The 17,980-nt window shown below is 57.8% G+C and carries 14 protein-coding genes and 1 tRNA gene; 7 read left to right on the top strand and 8 right to left on the bottom strand.

Annotated elements, in window-relative coordinates:
• Nucleotides 1-49 precede the first annotated feature (49 nt).
• From QZ383_RS07905 to QZ383_RS07895, 3 genes are read left to right on the top strand one after another with little or no spacing between them, the layout of a single operon-like run.
• Nucleotides 50-2,725, top strand: a complete 2,676-nt coding sequence (locus tag QZ383_RS07905; protein ID WP_291444468.1) for a TIGR03960 family B12-binding radical SAM protein — start codon at nucleotides 50-52, stop codon at nucleotides 2,723-2,725.
• A gap of 4 nt (nucleotides 2,726-2,729) precedes the next feature.
• Nucleotides 2,730-3,350, top strand: a complete 621-nt coding sequence (locus QZ383_RS07900; RefSeq protein ID WP_291444467.1) for a GDSL-type esterase/lipase family protein — start codon at nucleotides 2,730-2,732, stop codon at nucleotides 3,348-3,350.
• Nucleotides 3,351-3,359: 9 nt separating this feature from the next.
• Complete coding sequence (locus QZ383_RS07895; RefSeq protein WP_291444466.1) at nucleotides 3,360-3,590, top strand: hypothetical protein; 231 nt, start codon at nucleotides 3,360-3,362, stop codon at nucleotides 3,588-3,590.
• Nucleotides 3,591-4,042: 452 nt separating this feature from the next.
• Here QZ383_RS07895 and QZ383_RS07890 read toward each other — a convergent pair whose 3' ends face one another.
• Both QZ383_RS07890 and QZ383_RS07885 read right to left on the bottom strand, forming a co-directional pair.
• Nucleotides 4,043-4,519 (bottom strand): chemotaxis protein CheW, encoded by a 477-nt coding sequence (locus QZ383_RS07890; protein WP_192111892.1) that lies wholly within the window; start codon nucleotides 4,517-4,519, stop codon nucleotides 4,043-4,045.
• A 169-nt stretch (nucleotides 4,520-4,688) separates the two neighbouring features.
• Nucleotides 4,689-6,611 (bottom strand): cytochrome c biogenesis protein CcdA, encoded by a 1,923-nt coding sequence (locus QZ383_RS07885; RefSeq protein ID WP_291444464.1) that lies wholly within the window; start codon nucleotides 6,609-6,611, stop codon nucleotides 4,689-4,691.
• Nucleotides 6,612-6,694: 83 nt separating this feature from the next.
• On the opposite strand from QZ383_RS07885, the gene QZ383_RS07880 reads away from it, so the two are divergent.
• Nucleotides 6,695-6,770 (top strand) — tRNA-Lys (locus QZ383_RS07880).
• A 556-nt stretch (nucleotides 6,771-7,326) separates the two neighbouring features.
• Here QZ383_RS07880 and QZ383_RS07875 read toward each other — a convergent pair.
• The 6 genes from QZ383_RS07875 to QZ383_RS07850 all read right to left on the bottom strand — a co-directional run bounded on the left by QZ383_RS07875 (nucleotide 7,327) and on the right by QZ383_RS07850 (nucleotide 13,755).
• Nucleotides 7,327-8,694: an amino acid permease gene (locus QZ383_RS07875; RefSeq protein WP_291444463.1), complete on the bottom strand. Its 1,368-nt coding sequence runs from the start codon at nucleotides 8,692-8,694 to the stop codon at nucleotides 7,327-7,329.
• 337 nt (nucleotides 8,695-9,031) lie between these two features.
• Nucleotides 9,032-9,754, bottom strand: a complete 723-nt coding sequence (locus QZ383_RS07870; protein ID WP_291444462.1) for a zinc-ribbon and DUF3426 domain-containing protein — start codon at nucleotides 9,752-9,754, stop codon at nucleotides 9,032-9,034.
• A 43-nt stretch (nucleotides 9,755-9,797) separates the two neighbouring features.
• The gene (gene hpt / locus QZ383_RS07865; protein WP_192111895.1) at nucleotides 9,798-10,346 is read right to left on the bottom strand and encodes a hypoxanthine phosphoribosyltransferase; all 549 of its coding nucleotides are present in this window, start codon (nucleotides 10,344-10,346) and stop codon (nucleotides 9,798-9,800) included.
• Complete coding sequence (locus QZ383_RS07860) at nucleotides 10,333-10,842, bottom strand: N-acetyltransferase (protein ID WP_291444460.1); 510 nt, start codon at nucleotides 10,840-10,842, stop codon at nucleotides 10,333-10,335. Before QZ383_RS07860 ends, hpt begins: the two co-directional genes overlap by 14 nt.
• Nucleotides 10,842-11,309: a TlpA disulfide reductase family protein gene (locus QZ383_RS07855; RefSeq protein ID WP_022659376.1), complete on the bottom strand. Its 468-nt coding sequence runs from the start codon at nucleotides 11,307-11,309 to the stop codon at nucleotides 10,842-10,844. The genes QZ383_RS07860 and QZ383_RS07855 overlap by 1 nt, the downstream gene beginning before the upstream one ends.
• A gap of 49 nt (nucleotides 11,310-11,358) precedes the next feature.
• Nucleotides 11,359-13,755 (bottom strand): homocysteine S-methyltransferase family protein, encoded by a 2,397-nt coding sequence (locus tag QZ383_RS07850; RefSeq protein ID WP_291444457.1) that lies wholly within the window; start codon nucleotides 13,753-13,755, stop codon nucleotides 11,359-11,361.
• 297 nt (nucleotides 13,756-14,052) lie between these two features.
• Between QZ383_RS07850 and QZ383_RS07845 the strand changes: the two genes are divergently transcribed.
• From QZ383_RS07845 to QZ383_RS07835, 3 genes are read left to right on the top strand one after another with little or no spacing between them, the layout of a single operon-like run.
• A complete protein-coding gene (locus tag QZ383_RS07845; protein WP_291444455.1) occupies nucleotides 14,053-15,315 on the top strand; it encodes an RNA polymerase factor sigma-32 in 1,263 nt (420 codons plus the stop codon).
• A gap of 1 nt (nucleotide 15,316) precedes the next feature.
• The gene (locus tag QZ383_RS07840) at nucleotides 15,317-17,101 is read left to right on the top strand and encodes a tetratricopeptide repeat protein (protein WP_291444453.1); all 1,785 of its coding nucleotides are present in this window, start codon (nucleotides 15,317-15,319) and stop codon (nucleotides 17,099-17,101) included.
• The gene (locus tag QZ383_RS07835; RefSeq protein WP_192111900.1) at nucleotides 17,098-17,883 is read left to right on the top strand and encodes a lipoprotein insertase outer membrane protein LolB; all 786 of its coding nucleotides are present in this window, start codon (nucleotides 17,098-17,100) and stop codon (nucleotides 17,881-17,883) included. Before QZ383_RS07840 ends, QZ383_RS07835 begins: the two co-directional genes overlap by 4 nt.
• The last annotated feature ends 97 nt before the right edge of the window (nucleotides 17,884-17,980 follow it).

The following is a 17,980-nucleotide window of genomic DNA, read 5'->3' as shown; positions in this document are numbered from 1 at the left end:
CGCCCTTTTTGCACCCTTCGCCTTTTCCCCAACCCACACAAGGATAGACATGCGCCCATTGCTGCCCCTATTGCCCAAACCCAGCCGCTATGCGGGCATTGAGGACAACGCCTGCCGTAGGAACCCCGAAGACGTACGCCTGCGCGTGGCTCTGGCCTTTCCCGATACCTACGATGTGGGCATGTCCTACCTTGGGCAAAAAATTCTTTACAATATCGTCAACAGCGAACCGCGCTGGTGGGCAGAACGCGTCATGGCTCCTGAAAAGGAAGCCGCAGAAATTCTGCGCGCCCACAACACGCCGCTGGCCACGCTGGAATCAGACACGCCCCTGGGCAGCATGCACTGTCTGAGCTTTTCCATCACGCACGAGCTCTGCTACACCAATGTGCTCTATATGCTTGATCTGGCGGGCATTCCGCTGCGCACGGCAGACAGGCCGCAGAGCCTCACCCAGTGCCCCCTGGTTATTGCTGGCGGCGGCGCGCTGCTGAGTGCGGAACCGCTGACCCCCTTTGTGGACATCATGGTGCTCGGCGATGGCGAAGAAAGCCTGCCGGACGTGCTGCGCATGCTTGAAAAAGCTCTGGATCAGGGCTGGACGCGCGATGAAATGCTGCTGCAATCGCGCACCATTCCCGGCGTATATGTACCGTCCCTTTTCCAGCAGGAATTTGACGCCGCAGGCGCACCCGTATTCCCTCTCAAGCCGCTGCGCGATGACTACCAGCGCCCCACCCGGCGCATTGTGGCCGACCTCAACAATGCGGCCTATCCCACGCGGCAGGTTGTGCCTGTGGGCGCGGTGCACAATCGACTCTCGCTCGAAATTGCGCGCGGCTGCACTCGGGGCTGTCGTTTTTGCCATGCGGGCATGGTTTACCGCCCCGTGCGTGAGCGTTCGCTTGACAATATCAATGAACTCCTGACCAAATGCCTGAACGAAACGGGCTTTGACGAAATTTCCTTCCTTTCTCTGAGCACGGGCGACTTTTCCGCCTTGAAGACCCTGAGCTTTGGTGTGCTTGACCGCTGCGCCCGCGAACAGATCAGCCTTTCCCTGCCCTCGTTGCGCGTTGGCTCCATTGACGACGAGATCATTGAACGCATGGCCGATCTGCGCCGCACTGGCGTGACTCTCGCCCCCGAGGCTGGCAGCCAGCGCCTGCGTGATGTCATCAACAAGGGCGTTACCGAAGAAGACCTGCTGCTGCACGCGCAGAAACTGGTCGAACACGGCTGGAGGCTTGTAAAGCTCTATTTCATGATCGGCCTGCCCACAGAAACGGATGAAGACCTGTCGGCCATTGCGGATATCTGTCGCAAGGTGCGCGATGCCGCTGGCCGCGGCAATCCTCGTTTGCAGGTAACAGCCGCACTTTCACCCTTTGTTCCCAAGCCCTTCACGCCCTTCCAGTGGGTACCGCAGATCGGGCAGGATGAAATCCAGCGCCGCGTCAATCTGGTGCGGACGCAGTTCAAGGGGCAGAAGTTCCTCAAGCTGCGCTGGCATGAACCAGCCATGAGCCACCTTGAAGGGGTCTTGTCGCGCGCAGACCGCCGTATGGCCGACGTGGTGGAAAAAGCCTACCGCAAAGGTGCGGTCTTCACGAGCTGGATGGAACATTTTTCTCTGCCGCCCTGGCTTGAAGCCCTTGAAGAATGCGGCATCAGCGCGCAGGAATGCACCGGCCCGCGCGAACCCGGCGCGGCCCTGCCCTGGAGCCACCTTGAAGCTGGCATCTCCGAGGAATTTCTGCTGCGTGAACGCGAGCGCGCCCTGTCGGAAAAAATTACCGATGATTGCCGTTACGGCGCGTGCCGCCAGTGCGGTGCCTGCGACACCAAGGCTGGCCCTTCGCGCATGCAGCACGCATCCGCCCCGGCGGATTCGGACGCCCCCGGCCAGCCCCTGCACCGCAACAGGCTTATTTTGCCGCAGCGCGACCAGATGGCCCACGCGCCCACCCTGGATGAGGAAGGACGCATTGTATGCCGCCCGCAAACCAGCCGCCCGCCCAAGATCACGGCAGAGCTGACCGTCAAGGCGGGCCAGTACCGCCTGTGGCACAGCAAGGCTGGGGGCAGCGCATATTTGAGCCAGCTTGAATTGCAGGCCGTGCTTGACCGCGCTCTGCGCAGGGCTGCCATGCCCCTGGCATTTTCGCAGGGCTTCCACCCCATGCCGCTGCTCTCCTTTGGCCGCGCGCTGCCTGTAGGCGTGGAAAGCCAGGCGGAATGGTTTGCCCTTACCCTGCACAAAAATTTGCCGCCGGAAGAAGTCGCCGCGCGCCTGGCCCCCCTGCTGCCCCCCGGCATGAACGTACTGCGGGTGGAGCCTGTGGAAAAAAGCCGCCGTACAGAGCAGGCCGTTGCCGAGGCCTTTACCCTGCGCATGCCCACTCTGGAAGAAACCGCAGCGGCAGCCCGCTGCTTTGCAGAATTTGCAAAGCTGCCCGAGTGCATGTTCACGCGGGATACCAAGAAGGGCCCGCGCACAGCAGATATCCGACTGATGTTGCGCGACTGGTCTACAGAGGCCAATGCAGCGGGCCAGGTGGAGGCCGTGACATTTGTGGCAGACTGGAGTAACGGTTATTTGTCTCCTCTGGTTTTCTGCATGGCAGTGCTTGAAACCCTGGGAACAGCCGAAATTCTGCGCCAGCGCATAGGCTTGCTTAAAACAGCGCAGATATTTGCGGACGGTAAATCCTATCCAGAGTAGCCATATGCCGCATACGACACCTGCCTGGTTCTTTTTTGGCGATTCGCTGACGCAAGGCGTTAACGATTGTCTCATGCCGGGCGGGTGGGTAAGCAGGCTGGCAGTACTTGCGCACAAAACAGGCCTTTGCCCCATACCACGCGCCAGCTTTTACAATCTGGGCGCGCGGCGGCACGGCACGGCCGACATTGCCGCCCGCTGGCGGCAGGAGCTGGAAAACAGGCGTATACCCGGCATGAAGCCGCACCTTGTTTTTTGCGTGGGCGTGGTGGATATGGCTGCCCCAGGCGGCGGCCAGCCCGCAAACCCGGCAGAGACGGCAGCGCGGCTGCAGCCCGTGCTGGAAGAAGCGGCAGCAACTGCCCCCACGCTGGTGATCAGCCCGCCGCCCGTTGCGGCAGCAGATGCGAACGCCCGTATCGCGCAACTGTGCAAGCTGCAACAAATGCTCTGCGACCAGCGTGGCATTCCTTTTGCGCAGGTGCATGAGCTTTTGATAACCAATTCCGTCTATATGGACGATCTGAGCGATGGGCTGCACCCAGGATCACAGGGTTGCGCCCAGATGGCGCAAACGCTGCTGGCGCAGCAATGCGTAAGTGAATTCATGCGCGCCGCGCAGTAGGAGAACACAATGGGTTCATGTATTCCCTTTATTGACGAACAGCCTTTTGCAGAACGTGTCAAAACAATGGCGGATGACGAACTGCTCGAAATCTGGGAAGAAACCCAGCAGCTTGAAAGCATGTTGTGCAGCGCCCTGCACGCAGATCTTGCCCTGGCCCCTGACTATGAAAAGGTCATTGTGGAGGAGCTGTTCCTGCGCTCGAGCCGCCGGGTCCGGCAGCAGCCGCTGGGCAAATAATTCTCTTTTTTCTGTTGATACGGCTCCTGCACACTATTGCCGGGGCCGTTTTTTCATTGCGGCGTATGCCTTGTCGCGCAGGTTTTCTGAGCGCGGCAAAATGCGCCAACCTGTCAGTCCCACCACAAGACAAAAGGCCTGCGCACATTCTGCAGCTGGCAGCAGCAGGCGCTGGCTTGCACCCCGTCTCCCCTCTTTTCCCGGCTCACCACGAGATCAAATGCAGTGTTTGACTGCGCCACCAGTTAAAACAGGCCGAACTTGCGCCCGGCCTGTTTTAAATACCCTTTCGGCATGTTGCCATAATCTGCCAACACGGCAACCAAGTAACCAAGGTATACATGGCTACGCTACGGATGCCGGACACTGCGGGCGCAGTCAGAGAAATCGGTGCAGGCACGCCTCCACACGCTACTCTGCGGGCAATGCAGCGCCAGATGCCGGGCTACGGGCTAGACGGACGTCAACATCTCCAGATCGTCGCTAGAAAGCAGCTTATCAAGGTCAAGCATGATAAGCAGGCGATCCTGCAACTTGCCCACGCCGCTGATGTAGTCCGAGTCCACCCCGGCGACAACAGGCGGCGGCGGTTCCACCGTGCTTGCGGGTATGCGCAATACCTCGGAGACGGCATCGACAACAAAGCCCACGATGATGTTGTTGATTTCAATGACGATAATCCGCGTGTTTTTGTCATGCCCCTTGGGTGCAAGACCAAAACGCCGACGCAGGTCAATGATGGGGATCACCTTGCCGCGCAGATTGATGACGCCTTCCACAAATTCCGGAGCACGGGGCACCTTGGTGATTTCCATGGTGCGGATGATCTCCTGAACTTTCAGGATGTTCACCCCGAACTCTTCTTCACCGATGCTGAACGTCACCAGTTGCAGAAGTTCGTCTTCCTGTTTTTTTTGACTCAGATCCATGTCTGCTCCCTTGTCGCAAGTAGGCCGCAGTCGTGTGCAGAAAAATTACATGAGGGACAACCATTGGGCCGTGAACCTCTTTTCCATTTCAAGCACTGCTGTATGGTCACACATTAGACAATATCGGCAGGGCAGTAAAGAACCATAGGGCAATCCACAAAAAAGGCCATTATTTTTCATAAGTTTCGTTCAGGGCCTGCTCAAGTGTCCGGGCGCTGTACACATCGCGCAGCACAAGCGGCTGCCCGGCTTCATCCCCTGCAGGGAAAATAGCTGTAAGCGGAATACTTTTGCTGCCCAGGGCCTCAAGCAGGCGCACCGCATAGGCATTGGCGTTGGTCAAATCCACGCGCACGAGTTCCATGCCGTAGCGGGCCTGAAGCTTGCGCATGCGCTCGTCCGTCAGCACTGTGGCTTCCATAAATTTGCAGTTGGGGCACCAGTTGGCGGTAAATTCGAGCAGCATGGGCTTTTTGCCAAGATTGGCCTCAAAAGCCTCCGGCGTGAATTGTCGCCACTGGGGCAGGGGCGCAACAGGGCGCAACACCCAGAAAACGGACGCCACCAGCAGGCCCACGCCAAGCACGCCCATGATCTTGCGCCTCAGGGGCGGCGCTGTTATGCCGCAATACTGCCCCCACAGCCAGGCGCAGAGCGAAAGTACCAGCAACACGGTGAGCACCTGCATGTGCCGCTCAACAGGCAGCACAGAAAGCAGGTAAAGCGCCGTGCCCATGAGCATAAAGCCCACTATGCGCTCAAATACGTGCATCCATGCGCCGGGTTTTGGCAAAATACGCGCGAGATCGGGCCAGATGCAAAACAGGATATACGGCAGGGCCATGCCCAGACCCACAGCCCAAAAGACCACAACAACTATGATGAGCGGCTGGGTAAAAGCCCAGCCCAGCACACCGCCCAGCAGCGGGCCGCTGCACGGCGTTGCCAGAAAGGTCGAAACAAGACCCGTAAAATATGCCTGCAAGCAGGGATTTTTGCTGTTGGCCCCGGTCTTGAGATCAATAACCGGCAGGCTGAACACGCCGAGGGTGGACAGCCCCATCAAAAAGACCACCAGCAGCATGACCATGAGCACAGCCTGATTTTGGTAAAGCTGGCCCCACATGAGGTCTGCAAGCCCCAGCACAAGGGCCAGCGCGCTGAACAGCGTCATGACCCCTGCAGCAAAGCAGAGGTTGTGCTGACGAAAACGCTTGAGCCCTGCGGCATCACGCCCACCAACCATGAGGAGCCCGCTCACCTTGAAGGTGAGCACTGGCAGCACGCAGGGCATGGCGTTGAGCAGCAGGCCCGCGAGTATGCCAAACAACAGAGCCTTGCCCAGGCCGGAAATTTCCATGGAATCATCAAGAAAGCGCGGCGAAAGGCGCACGTCAAAACCATCCGGCGGCGGCAGCTTTTCCATACCTTCCTCTGCCCATCCACCGGTGGCGGCCTGTGCGGACTCCCTGGCCCACGCATCGCCCGCTGCATCATCGTTGCCGTCCTCCTCCGCCTGGGTTGACGGCGGCGCCGAAGGCGCGCGACGCTGCAATTCCTGCCACTGCATGCGCCAGGGCATGCCGCTGAGGGGCGCTGATTCACGCGCGACCATGCCCGTCACTTGTTCATTGACGGGCATGCACTTACGGCTGGAGCACAAAAGCATGCTTAAATCAGCCACAAAGGGCTTTCCTGCGGCATCGGACGGCAAGGGGATGTAAAAGGTCACGTTGCCTTCGTACACGTTCACAGTGGCCGCTGGATCGTAATAATCGCGTTGCACTGCTCCATCGGGGTAATACACGGGCAAGGCCCGGCCTCCTGCTACAGAAAAAGCCACAGTGGTGGGTCTGCCCGCCTCGCCCGGTTCGTGCCCATAGGCGTGAAATTCCGCAGGGATAACAATATGCAGCGCAGCAATCAGGTTTTGCCCGTCGCGGGCAGTTTCAAGCCTTGGTTGCAGATCCTCGGCCCGCGCCCCAAAACTCATGAAAACAGCGGCGCACAGCACTACGAGGCCTGCGCACAGCGCTCGCCAGACCGAGGCAAGCGGCATGGCGGAAGCTACGGCCAGTTTGTCATATTTCAATGCATTATCTCTTTTTAGCTGATTTTTTTCAAATTGCTTGACAGGCAGGGCCGCATAAGCGTAAACACCTTTTCACGCAATGCGGGTCATTAGCTCAATTGGTAGAGCAGCTGACTCTTAATCAGTTGGTTCGGGGTTCGAGTCCCTGATGGCCCACCAGAAAATTCAGGTTCGCGGTTCAACCGCGAACCTTTTTTTGTTGTTGCTTTATGTTTTTCCATGGCGTTCACCTGTTGCAAGACAATAGCCGCTCCTTGAAGGCAAGTCTAGACAAGCGCTTTCCAGCCACGTCACTTGTGAAAACCGCAGCTTACAGCTTTTCTTGTTCGCATTTGCCTGCTCCAGCCCTTTGCCAGCCCATCACAGGCTGATTCTGCCCATTCTACTATCGAATTTTCATAATAGTCTTGCAGAGATAAATATTCCTGGGCACACACCGGGCCTGAAGCCAGGCAGGCAGTCACAGCCGCAATACCGCGATTACGAACTTTTCCCAGCACGCCACAGACCACGCTTTCATGTTTCTGCTTGTGCCAAAAAAAATTTTCAGCACCCAGCCGTACGCGGCCCTGCGTGCATGGCTGACAACGGCGTGAATCCCTTCCTCCCAACCGAAGTATCACACCACAAAAAACAAGGCCCGCTTGGTCATGCCATCCCCATGGGGACGCGCACGCCAAGCGGGCCTTTACAGCCTGAAAACGCGGCTAGAACGTTATTTGCTCATGCTGGGAGGCAGATGCTTGCTCTGCTTTTTGAGCTTGTAGCCCAGCCACACAAAGGCAATCCATACGGGGGCAAGCATTACCGCAAGGCTTTCGCCAATGATCACCAGCACGACGAGAACCATGGCCATGACCAGCAGGCACAGGTAGTTGGTGAAAGGATGCCAAAGGGACTTGAAATGAATGACTTCGCCAGCCCGGACCATGGCAGCACGGAACTTGAGGTGCGTCAGGCTGATCATGGCCCAGTTGATGACCAGAGCGGCCACAACAAGCGACATGAGCAGACCAAGGGCCTTGCCAGGCATGGCGTAGTTGATGATTACGCAGATCAGCGTGGCAAGGGACGAAATCAGCAGGGCGTACACGGGCACACCGCGAGCGCTGACAGTACCGAAGGCCTTGGGGGCGTTGCCCTGTAGGGCCAGACCAAACAGCATGCGGCTATTGCAGTAAACGCAGCCATTGTAGACGGAAAGGGCCGCTGTGAGTACCACAAAGTTCAGCACATGCGCGGCAAAAGGAATACCGATGAGGTCAAAAATCTGCACAAAGGGGCTGGCCACCATGGCCTGGGCCCAATGGCTCTTGTCCACGGGTGCGCCAAGCTGACTCCAGGGGTGCAGGGTCAGCAGCACAAGCAGCGCGCCGATGTAAAAAATAAGAATGCGGTAGATGATCTGGTTCACAGCCTTGGGGATGGTCACGCGCGGATTGTCGGTTTCCGCAGCGGCAATGCCCACGAGCTCAAGCCCACCGAAGGAAAAGGCCACAACCGCCAGTGCGGTAAACACGCCTTCCCAGCCATGCGGCAAAAAACCGCCGTGCATCCACAGGTTGCTCACCGCCGCGTCAGGGCCAGCGTGGCCGCTGAACAACAAAAAAGACCCCAGCAGAATCATGGACACGATAGCCACAATCTTAATGGAGGCAAACCAGAATTCCATTTCGCCAAAAAGGCTCACATGGCAAAGGTTTACGCCAGTGATCAGCAGGAAGAAAAAGGCCGTGGTCTGCCAGGGCTGGATGTTGGGAAACCAGTATTGCACGTATACGGCAACAGCCGACAGCTCGGACATGCCCACAAGAACGTACAGAATCCAGTAGTTCCAGCCAGAGAGCAAACCGGGAAAATCACCCCAGTACTTGTGGGCAAGGTTGCTGAAAGATCCGGCAACGGGTTCTTGCGCCATCATTTCGCCAAGCTGGCGCATGATCATAAATGCAATGAAGCCGCCAAGCGAGTAGCTGATCAGAACAGCGGGGCCAGCCATCTGGATGGTGCCGGCCGAACCAAGGAACAAGCCGGTGCCAATGGCTCCGCCCATGGCAATGAGCTGTACATGCCTGTTTTTCAAGGCTCTTTTCAATTCTTGTTTTTCGTTTTTCATTTGCAGAAATTTGGCTATGCGGCCACTCCCCGCCAGAGTCGCCCTGTTGCACAAAATCCGGTATGCGGCCGGCCAATCCTCGTGTCGCCAAAAACGAAAGGCGGCTTCCACAACAAAACCGGTCTTTCGCGCATATTCGCCTTTTGTCCGGCCAGCAGCTGACGGCTGACCCAACGTTGCGCAGGACGCAATACAGCCCGCCGCAGCTATTGACACTGCAGTGGGCAAACCGCTTATGCGGCCCTGCGCTTGGCACAATAACAAAACGCCGCTCGAAAACAAGCGGCGTTTTGCGTCAGAACAGTTATTTGGGTTGCTCTGCGGGGGTGCCCGTACCGGAGCCGCCCTGCTCAGACACATCCCTGGCGTCAATGATCCTCACGCCAAACTCTGCCACACCTTCGGGCGGCGCGTAAAACAGCACCATAAACGGCACTTCGCCCCCGCGCGGCACATTGGTGTTATTGGTGAGAATCTCAACCTTGTTGTTGAGAAAGGATTCCATTTCCTTCTCGCTCAGCACCTGGAGCTGAAAAAGTGAAAGCTGCACGCCGCCAAGCTGTTTTTTGACAGCCAGGGCTTTCTTGTCCTTGTCGTAGATGGCGGCTTCAATGGTAATGAGTTCCTTTGGCTGCGGGAACTCGTTAACCACCCTGCCCTCTATCACAAAAACTTTGCCCACCTTTTCATTATCAACATAATACTGCCGCACGTTGCGCATGGTCAGCAGCTCAACCTGCTTGGCAATTTCCTGCTCATTGGGCTGCTTGGCAGCGTTCTTGAGCAAGTAGTAATACCAGCCGCCGCCTGCGCAGGCCAGCACCAGCACAAAAATCAGCGCCAGTTTGACCAGTGGCAGCTTCTTTTTGATGGGCATTTCCGGCAGCGGCCCCTGTTCGGCCAGGGGAACTTCCGGCTCATAGGTGAAAACCGTCTTGCAGACCGAGCAACGCAGCTTGACGCCCGGCTTGGCAAGCTGATCCGGCAAATTGAAGCGGCTACCGCAATTGGGACACTTTATTTCCATGCCATTACTCCAAAACCTACCGGCTGCCGGAGCCGGGAAAAGCCTATTCGGGAATCACTTCAAACACGCCGGGCAACATACGGTAATGCTCGGCGTAATCCAGGCCATAGCCCACAATGAACCCCTGGTTCAGCTTGAAGCCCGCAAAATCGACCTTGACGTCAACTTCCCGGCGTTCATCCTTGTCCACCAGTGCAGCCAGGCGCAGACTGCGCGCCTTGCGCGCCGCAAACTGCCCGAGCAGAAAACGCATGCTGTGCCCGCTGTCCACGATATCTTCAACAATCAGCACATGCTTGCCGCAAATGTCAATCTCAACATCCTTGCTGAAGATCACATGTTTGGAGCTGGAAGACCCTTTGCCATAACTGGACAAACGGACAAAATCCAGTTCCAGATTTTTGTTGTGCAAAAAGCGAACCAAATCGCTGAAAAACATGAAGCCACCCTTGAGCACACACACTGCCACCATAGGCTCATCACCGTACTCGGCGTTGATCTCTGCGGCCAGTTCCTGGATCCGGGCTGCAATCTGTTCCGGCGTGAATACCGGTTTCAGTTCTTTTACCTTGATGTCGTTAGCCTTGGACATGCACCTCTCCTACGTCCTTTGCAGCGGAATCCAGTTCAAAATAGACGGCTGTTTCATCGCAGTTAGGGTACTTGGCACAGTGCACGCAGTCGGCCCAGATTTTTTGCGGCAAAACATCCTTGTCCACAACCCTGAAACCCAGGCGGGCGAAAAACGCCTCCTGGTATGTAAGCGCAAACACTTTCTGAATATGCAAGTCGCGGCATTCACTGAGGCAGGCGTTGACAAGCTCCCTGCCTGTTCCCAGGCGGCGAACGTCTTCACGCACCACAAGCGAGCATATTTCGGCCAGATCTTCCCACACCGGGGCAAGGGCGCAGCAGCCCACTATCTCGCCAGCTGTATTCTCCGCAACCATGAAGTTGCGCACATGCCCATAAAGATGGATCAGCGCGCGGGGCAGCAAAAGCCCTTTCTGGGCGCATTGCAGCAAAAGCCCATGCATGGACTTTACATCGTCCATGTGGGCTTTGCGCACCACAAGGGAATTTTCCATTATTTCTGTTCCAGCAACTTTTTAAAGACCATCTCTACCATTTCGGCGTCCGCCATGCCGGGTTCAGACAGAATGAGCTGGCCATCCTTGCTGTAGAAGGCATTGTGAGGAATCTGCGAAATCTTGAATGCCCGCGCCACTTCGCGGTCGGCGACAAAGACGGGGTATGTCATCTTCATCTTTTCCACAAAGGGGGGCACAACCTTGGAGTCTTCATCAAGGGAGATGCTCACGATAAGCACGTCTTTTTCCGCGTACTTTTTGCGAACGTTCACAAGCTCGGGGATTTCAACGCGGCACGGAGGGCACCATGTGGCGAAGAAATTGAGCATGATGACCTTGCCCTTGTTTTTGGCAAGCATATCCGTCAGCCCGGCCAAATTCAGGGTAGGAACCGATGACGAGGCCGCCAGCGCCGAGCACGGCAAAGCCAGACACAGCAATAAGGCCAGGATGAGTTTCTTCATAGTTTACCCGAAGTTTTGAATGAGGAGCAAAGGCCGCGCCGGGGCGCGGCTAAACAAACTGCTTGGCGGCCTTTACCGCACCTACGGCGTCAGCGCAATACGCATCTGCCCCGATGGCATCGGCAAAAGCCTGCGTAACGGCAGCCCCGCCCACCAGAACCTTGATGGGCAAAGCGCGCTCCCTGACGATTTTGATGGTGTCTTCCATGCGAACCATGGTGGTGGTCATCAATGCCGACAAGCCGATGATACGCGCGTTGTGCTTGAGTGCGCAAGCAACAATGGCCTCTGCCGGAACGTCCTTGCCCGCGTCCACCACGTCAAAACCGTGGTTGCCGAGCAGCAGCGAAACAATGTTTTTGCCAATATCGTGAATATCGCCTTCTACCGTGGCCATCACCACAACTGGGCGCGTTTCCGGGCCTCGCCCGGCCTCCAGCAAAGGCTTGAGATGCGCAAAGGCGGTCTGCATGGTTTCTGCCGCGCGGATGAGCTGGGGCAAAAAGTATTCCCGCCGTTCATAGCGCGCGCCCACTTCCGTAATAGCCGGAATGAGCGTTTCCTGCACAAGGGTAAAGGGATCCGCCCCCGCGTCAAGCTCTGCCGTAAGCAGAGTCAGCACATTTTCCTTGTCGCCGTTGAGCACGGCTTCGGCAAGGGTTTTGGCCGCAGCCCCGCCGCCCTGACGCACCTGTATGGTGCCTTCGCCGGGCTTCCAGCCGGAATAGGAGGCTATAAACGAGGATGCGTGGGCATCGTGGTTGCACAGCACCTTGAGCGCGTCTGCCGCCTCGCGCAGGCGCTGGGCAGAGGGGTTGGCGATGCACGAGGTAAGCCCCGCGCCCGCCGCCAAGGAGAGAAAAGTGGAATTGAGCAGTTCGCGCGCTGGCAGACCAAAAGAAAGATTTGAAAGGCCAAGCGTTGTGGGCAGGCCGTTGGCAGCGCACCAGCGCGTCATTTCCAGGCACTGGAGGGCGCTGTCCGCGCTGGAGGATACAGCCAGCGCCAGGATGTCCACCATCATCAGCCGCCGCGAAATACCCATGCCCTCGGCCCTTTCAATCAGGTTCTCCACCGTGCTGATGCGCTCTGCGGCTTTTTCCGGCAGATGCGCCCCCTGTAAGGGCAGCAGAATAAAGGGCGCGCCAAAGTCGCGGCACAAGGGGCCGAGCGCTTCCATGCGCCCAGCCTCGCCGCTGATGGAATTCACCAGAAACGAACCGGGGCAGTATGGCAAGGCGTTGGCAATGGCATCCGCATTGGAAGAATCTATGGAGAGCGGCAGGGGTAGCCGTCCCACAAGGCGCTGCACCAGTTCGGGCAAAAGCTGGGTTTCGTCCACCAGGGGCGCGCCCACGTTCACATCAAGTACGGTGGCTCCGGCATCTATCTGAGCGTCGGCCAGTTGCATGGCGACGTCAAAGGCTCCGGCCTGAAGCTCCTGCGTAAGAGCCTTTTTGCCCGTGGGGTTGATGCGTTCGCCAATGATGGTCAAGGGCTGGCCCACAGCGATGCGCACCATCTGGGAGCGGTTGGTCAGGCAGATGCCTTTGCGTGATACGGGGGGCGGCGTGACGCTGTCCATACCGCGCAAGGCCTGCGCAAGCGCCGCCAGATGCGCGGGCGTGGTGCCGCAGCAGCCGCCAAGTATACGCGCGCCAAGGTGGGCGAAGGGGGCGGTTTTCTGCGCAAAATCTTCCGGCCCCAGAGGGAACACGGTTTCATTGCCGCGCAGTTCGGGCAAACCGGCATTGGGTTCGGCCATGACCGGGCATTCGCATACGCCAAGCAGTTCCTGCACCACTGGCAGCATCTGGTCCGGCCCGAGGCTACAGTTGGTGCCGACCACATCCACGCCCATATTCTGCATGGTTTCGGCAAAAATCGCGGGGGTGGATCCGGTAAGGCTCACACCCTGTTCAAAAGTCATGGAAACCATGACTGGCAGGTCGCATTCCTGCCGGGCAGCCGCCACGGCGGCTCTGGCTTCGGCAAGGTCGAACTGCGTTTCAATAAATATGAGGTCGGCCCCGCCCTCCACAAGCCCGCGAATCTGATTGGCAAAGGCCGCGATAAGGTCACGCGGTTCAACCGGGCCGAGGGGCTTGGCAAAATGCCCCGTAGGGCCCACATTGCCCGCCACAAAGACAGGGCGGCCAGCCTGTGCGGCGGCTTCTTTGGCTATTTCGACCATACGCCGGTTGAACGAAAAAACATCCAGACTTTTTGGCAGCTTGTAAATATTGCCGCCAAAGGTGCACGACGTCAGCAGATCAACGCCCGCGTCCAGATAGGCCTTGTGAATGCCGCGCAGGGTGTCGGAGTTTGCCATGCAAAATTCTTCGGGAGTCGCGCCAGCGGGCATGCCCGAGGCCTGAAGCATGGTACCCATGGCACCGTCGAGCAAAAGAGGCCTGCCAAGGCCGAGGGCTTGTCGAAATGTCATCGTCGTCTCGCTCTGTTCCCAGCACAGTCGCCGCAAGCCAAAGTGCACCTTTGCCTTCCGCCTGCAATACCTGTATGCTGGGGCTTCCGTTGTTTGAGGCCGCTGATTCCGTAAGGATTTTGCGAACCGGAACATGCGGGCCGAACCGGGGCGGAACGCCGCCGGGGCCGCAAAACCGCGCCGCGCATTAAACCCGGCAGGCCTTTTACTACTGAAAAACACTGAAAAGAACAAACCAAAACTATAGCATTAAACATTGCGGCCCGTTACAGGCAGCGATGCTCAGACATAAATATCATGAAAAAAGATAGTCCGATAGCTCCCAAAAACCCGCGCAGCTCGCGAAAAGCGGAAGAAACCGAAATTTCCTCGCCCGAGGTGGAAATTCTGGATGCTCCCCCTTCGCGCAAACGGGCAGCCCCTGCCGAGGACGGCACACGTGGCGCTGCCGCAAAGGCGCGCACCCGCTCGGCAGAAGGCAAGGCCGCCAAGCAGAGCATTCTTGATGTGGACGGCTCCGCCGTGCGCGAGGTTCCGGCAGATTCAGTGTCTGACGATCAGGACGATGACGACGCGCTTGCTGATTCCCCAGAAGATGTGGACGTTGAGCTGGATGCCGCCGATCACGACCTCGACCCCATAGCTCTTGATGACGACCATGAAGGTCTGCCTGCGCCGTCCACAACGCGCCTGCCCGCAGTTGGCCCGCGCGACAGCCTGCACCTTTACCTGCGCGAAGTAAGCCGCTTCCCCCTGCTCAAGCCGGATGAAGAACACGAGCTTGCCCTGCGTGTGCGCGACCACAACGATGCGGATGCGGCTTTTCGGCTTGTTTCATCGCATCTGCGGCTTGTGGTGCGCATTGCCATGGACTTTCAGCGCAGATGGATGCAGAACGTGCTCGACCTTGTGCAGGAGGGCAACGTGGGCCTCATGCGCGCCGTCAACAAATTTGACCCCGACAAAGGCATCAAGTTTTCGTACTATGCTTCGTTCTGGATCAAGGCCTACATACTCAAGTTCATCATGGACAACTGGCGCATGGTCAAGATCGGCACCACCCAGGTGCAACGCAAGCTGTTCTACAATCTGAACCGCGAGCGGCAAAAGCTGATCATGCAGGGCTTTGACCCGGATGCGGCCATGCTTTCCGAGCGCCTTGGCGTTACGGAAGACCAGATTAACGAGATGGATCAGCGTCTTGCGTCCACCGATATGTCGCTGAACGTGCCCGTGGGCGAGGATGCTGGCGGCGCAACGCGCATGGACTTTTTGCCCGCGCTCGGCCCCGGCATTGAAGACAGCCTCGCTCGCGACGAAATCGCCGGCTTGGTGCGCAGCAAGCTCAAAACCATACTGCCCAAACTGAACGAAAAAGAGCTGTATATTCTGCAAAACCGCCTGCTCACGGATGAACCTGTAACCTTGCGCGAGATAGGCGAACGGTATAACGTCACACGGGAACGAGTCCGCCAGCTTGAAGCACGGTTGCTGGAAAAGATCCGGCAGCATCTGGCTGTGGATATCAAAGACTTTTCAGACACATGGATACAATCCTGATATGAAACGTAACCACGTTGCGCTGCTATGCGCCCTGGCCCTGACTGCCGCCACTTCCTTTTCCTTGCTGGGATGCGGCGGCTGTTCCGGCGCCAAGCACCAGACTGCTGAAAAATCGGACACGTCCGCAGCGCAATCTGCCGCGCCTTCTGCCACAGCAAAGGCCCAGCAGCACGACGTCAAGGGCGTATCGTTGCGCCCGGTTGAGACAGAGCTTTCGCCCAATGCCCTCAACACATACGCCTTTCTTGTTTTTGCGCAGGCCATGAACAATGAGGACGACAACGCCCTTGCCGCCGCTTCGCCTCTACTGGCCAAGGCGCACATGCCCGTCAACATCTGGCTTGAAGGCGGCGTGTGGCTGCTCAGCCGCAAATCTCCCCATACCGCTATGGTCATGGAGCAGGCCCTGAGCGTCTGGCCCGATGATATTTCGCTCAATCTGCTCTATGCCGAAGCCCTTATGGAAAAAGGTTCGCCCGAGCTTGGCGTCAAGCTCATGCGCGAATACCTTAAAAAGCATCCCGATTCCGTAGATGCCCGCATGGAGCTGGCCCTGCTGCTGGTCAAAACCAAGCAGTATCCCGAAGCCGAAAAGCTGCTTAACAGCGTTACGGGCAAGCAGCGCACCCCGCTGGTGGATTATTACCACGCCCGGGCGCTTATTGGCATGGACAGGCCCAACGAGGCCGTGGCCTACCTGCAGCGCGCCATCAAGGATACGCCCGATTTTGTGGAGGCTCTGGCGGAACTGGCATTCATCTATGAGCAGAAGCCCGACCTCAAGGCCGCGCGCGGCGTTTATGAAAAGCTGCTCAAACTTAATTTTTCGTCACAGGACGTCCTGCTGCGCCTTATCAACATTTCGTTGCGCATGGGTCAGCCCGAACGGGCGCTCAAGTACATGCAGCAGGGGCCGGACAGTACACCTTTCAAGCTGACAGTCGCCAGCATGTTTATGGATTCGCGCCACTTTTTGCAGGCGGAAAGCCTGCTCAAGCAGATAGTGGCCCAGGGCGATGCGCCCCACGATGTGTATCTGCTGCTGGCCGAGCTGGCATACGACCAGCGCCGCGACCTGGACATGGCCTTCTCATGGCTGGATAAAATCCCGGTTTCCAGCAAGGCTGCCGTGCGTGGCGTGCTGCTGCGCATCCAGTTGCTGGCAGAGGCTGGCCGTGATGCCGAGGCCCTTGACGCCGTGCGCAAGGCCACAAGCGCCAATCCCGACTCCTCCGAGCTTGTGGAGGTCGAGGTGCGCCTGCTGGCGCGGCAAAAGCAGATGAAGCAGGCCCTGGACGTTGCCCAGAATGCCATAAAGCGCTGGCCCAACAATGCGGAAATGTTCTTTCTGCTCGGCTCTCTTCAGGATGAAACCGGCGACAAAAAAGCGGCTTTCAAAACCATGGAGAAGCTCTTGGCCCTGCATCCGGACAATTATCAGGCCCTCAACTACGTGGGCTACACCCTGGCCGAGGAAGACCGCGACCTCGACCGCGCCCTGACGCTTCTTATGCGGGCCAACGATCTGGCCCCCAATCAGTCTTATATTGTAGATTCTCTGGCCTGGGCCTATTTCAAGGCTGGAAAACTCGATGACGCCCTGAAGGAAATCCGCCGCGCCGTTACGCTGGACGAGCATACGGATGCCTCCATATGGGAGCACTACGGCGATATCGCCGCGCGGGCTGGCCTTAAGGACGAAGCCCGCACCGCCTATCAAAAAGCCATGGAACTCAAACCCGACAATGCGGAAGCATTGCGGCAGCGGCTTTCACATCTATGAAAAAATTAGTTATTTTTTGTTGTCTGGCGCTGCTGTGCGCCTGCGCCCGTCAGCCCGTACTGGAAACCTCGCCCGAAAACCGCGCAGTGCTTGAACAGCGCTGGCAAAAATTTGCTGCTGTCAGCTCTGCCGACAAGTCTGAACCCTATCGCCTGCAACTGAGCCTGCGCTTTGGCACAGAGGGCGATACACGGCGCGTCACGGCCCTGTTCTGGGGCAACAGCCAGCGCCAGTTGCGACTGGACGTCATGGCAGGCGTGGGCACCACTGTTGCCAAGATACTTGAAGACGGTCAGCATTTTCTTGTGTACAGCCCCAGCGAAAACAAGGCCTACTTCTATCAGGGCGCTACCAAGCCCCTGCTTCAGGTGGGCGTGCCGGTTCCCTTCAACCTTGTGCATCTGGCCGACCTTCTCAATGGCCGATACACGGCGGTATTTGGCAACCAGTTTGACAAAACCGCCTTTTCCGCTGACGGCAAAGCCCTGTACGACCTTCAGGGCCAACCTGGAGGCCGCCTGATCATCAACGAGCAGGGGCTGCCCGTGGAATGGCAGGAACAGGCCAACGGCAAGGGCTGGAGCATGGAAATCCTGTATTCGGATGATCCCAAGCCGCTGCCCCGCCGTCTGAACCTTGCCCACAGCAACGGCAAACGCGCCATTGTGCTTATCAAGGAAAGAGAAAAGGTTTCCCAGCCCTTTACAAAAGAGCAGATGGCCTTACCCCTTCCTGATGACGCACCGCTACTGCCGCTCGCCAAGTTCAAGCAGCAGCAATAGTTTTGGCCTGACGGGCCGCGCCTGACGGCTGAGGCCCGGTATCGGGGCAACCCGCCTTAAACGACATTGCAGAAGTGTTAAATGCTCTAGCGGTGCG

Source organism: Desulfovibrio sp. (genome assembly GCF_019422935.1).
GTDB lineage: Bacteria > Desulfobacterota > Desulfovibrionia > Desulfovibrionales > Desulfovibrionaceae > Desulfovibrio.
Note: the sequence above shows the minus strand (reverse complement) of the source record. Positions and strands in the feature narration are given on the sequence as shown.

What these genes read in the sequence shown, in the direction of transcription:
- QZ383_RS07905 (WP_291444468.1), top strand. Translation starts at nt 50, where the DNA reads ATGCGCCCATTGCTGCCCCTATTGCCCAAACCCAGCCGCTATGCGGGC.
- QZ383_RS07900 (WP_291444467.1), top strand. Translation starts at nt 2,730, where the DNA reads ATGCCGCATACGACACCTGCCTGGTTCTTTTTTGGCGATTCGCTGACG.
- QZ383_RS07895 (WP_291444466.1), top strand. Translation starts at nt 3,360, where the DNA reads ATGGGTTCATGTATTCCCTTTATTGACGAACAGCCTTTTGCAGAACGT.
- QZ383_RS07890 (WP_192111892.1), bottom strand. Translation starts at nt 4,519, where the DNA reads ATGGATCTGAGTCAAAAAAAACAGGAAGACGAACTTCTGCAACTGGTG.
- QZ383_RS07870 (WP_291444462.1), bottom strand. Translation starts at nt 9,754, where the DNA reads ATGGAAATAAAGTGTCCCAATTGCGGTAGCCGCTTCAATTTGCCGGAT.
- hpt (WP_192111895.1), bottom strand. Translation starts at nt 10,346, where the DNA reads ATGTCCAAGGCTAACGACATCAAGGTAAAAGAACTGAAACCGGTATTC.
- QZ383_RS07860 (WP_291444460.1), bottom strand. Translation starts at nt 10,842, where the DNA reads ATGGAAAATTCCCTTGTGGTGCGCAAAGCCCACATGGACGATGTAAAG.
- QZ383_RS07855 (WP_022659376.1), bottom strand. Translation starts at nt 11,309, where the DNA reads ATGAAGAAACTCATCCTGGCCTTATTGCTGTGTCTGGCTTTGCCGTGC.
- QZ383_RS07850 (WP_291444457.1), bottom strand. Translation starts at nt 13,755, where the DNA reads ATGACATTTCGACAAGCCCTCGGCCTTGGCAGGCCTCTTTTGCTCGAC.
- QZ383_RS07845 (WP_291444455.1), top strand. Translation starts at nt 14,053, where the DNA reads ATGAAAAAAGATAGTCCGATAGCTCCCAAAAACCCGCGCAGCTCGCGA.
- QZ383_RS07840 (WP_291444453.1), top strand. Translation starts at nt 15,317, where the DNA reads ATGAAACGTAACCACGTTGCGCTGCTATGCGCCCTGGCCCTGACTGCC.
- QZ383_RS07835 (WP_192111900.1), top strand. Translation starts at nt 17,098, where the DNA reads ATGAAAAAATTAGTTATTTTTTGTTGTCTGGCGCTGCTGTGCGCCTGC.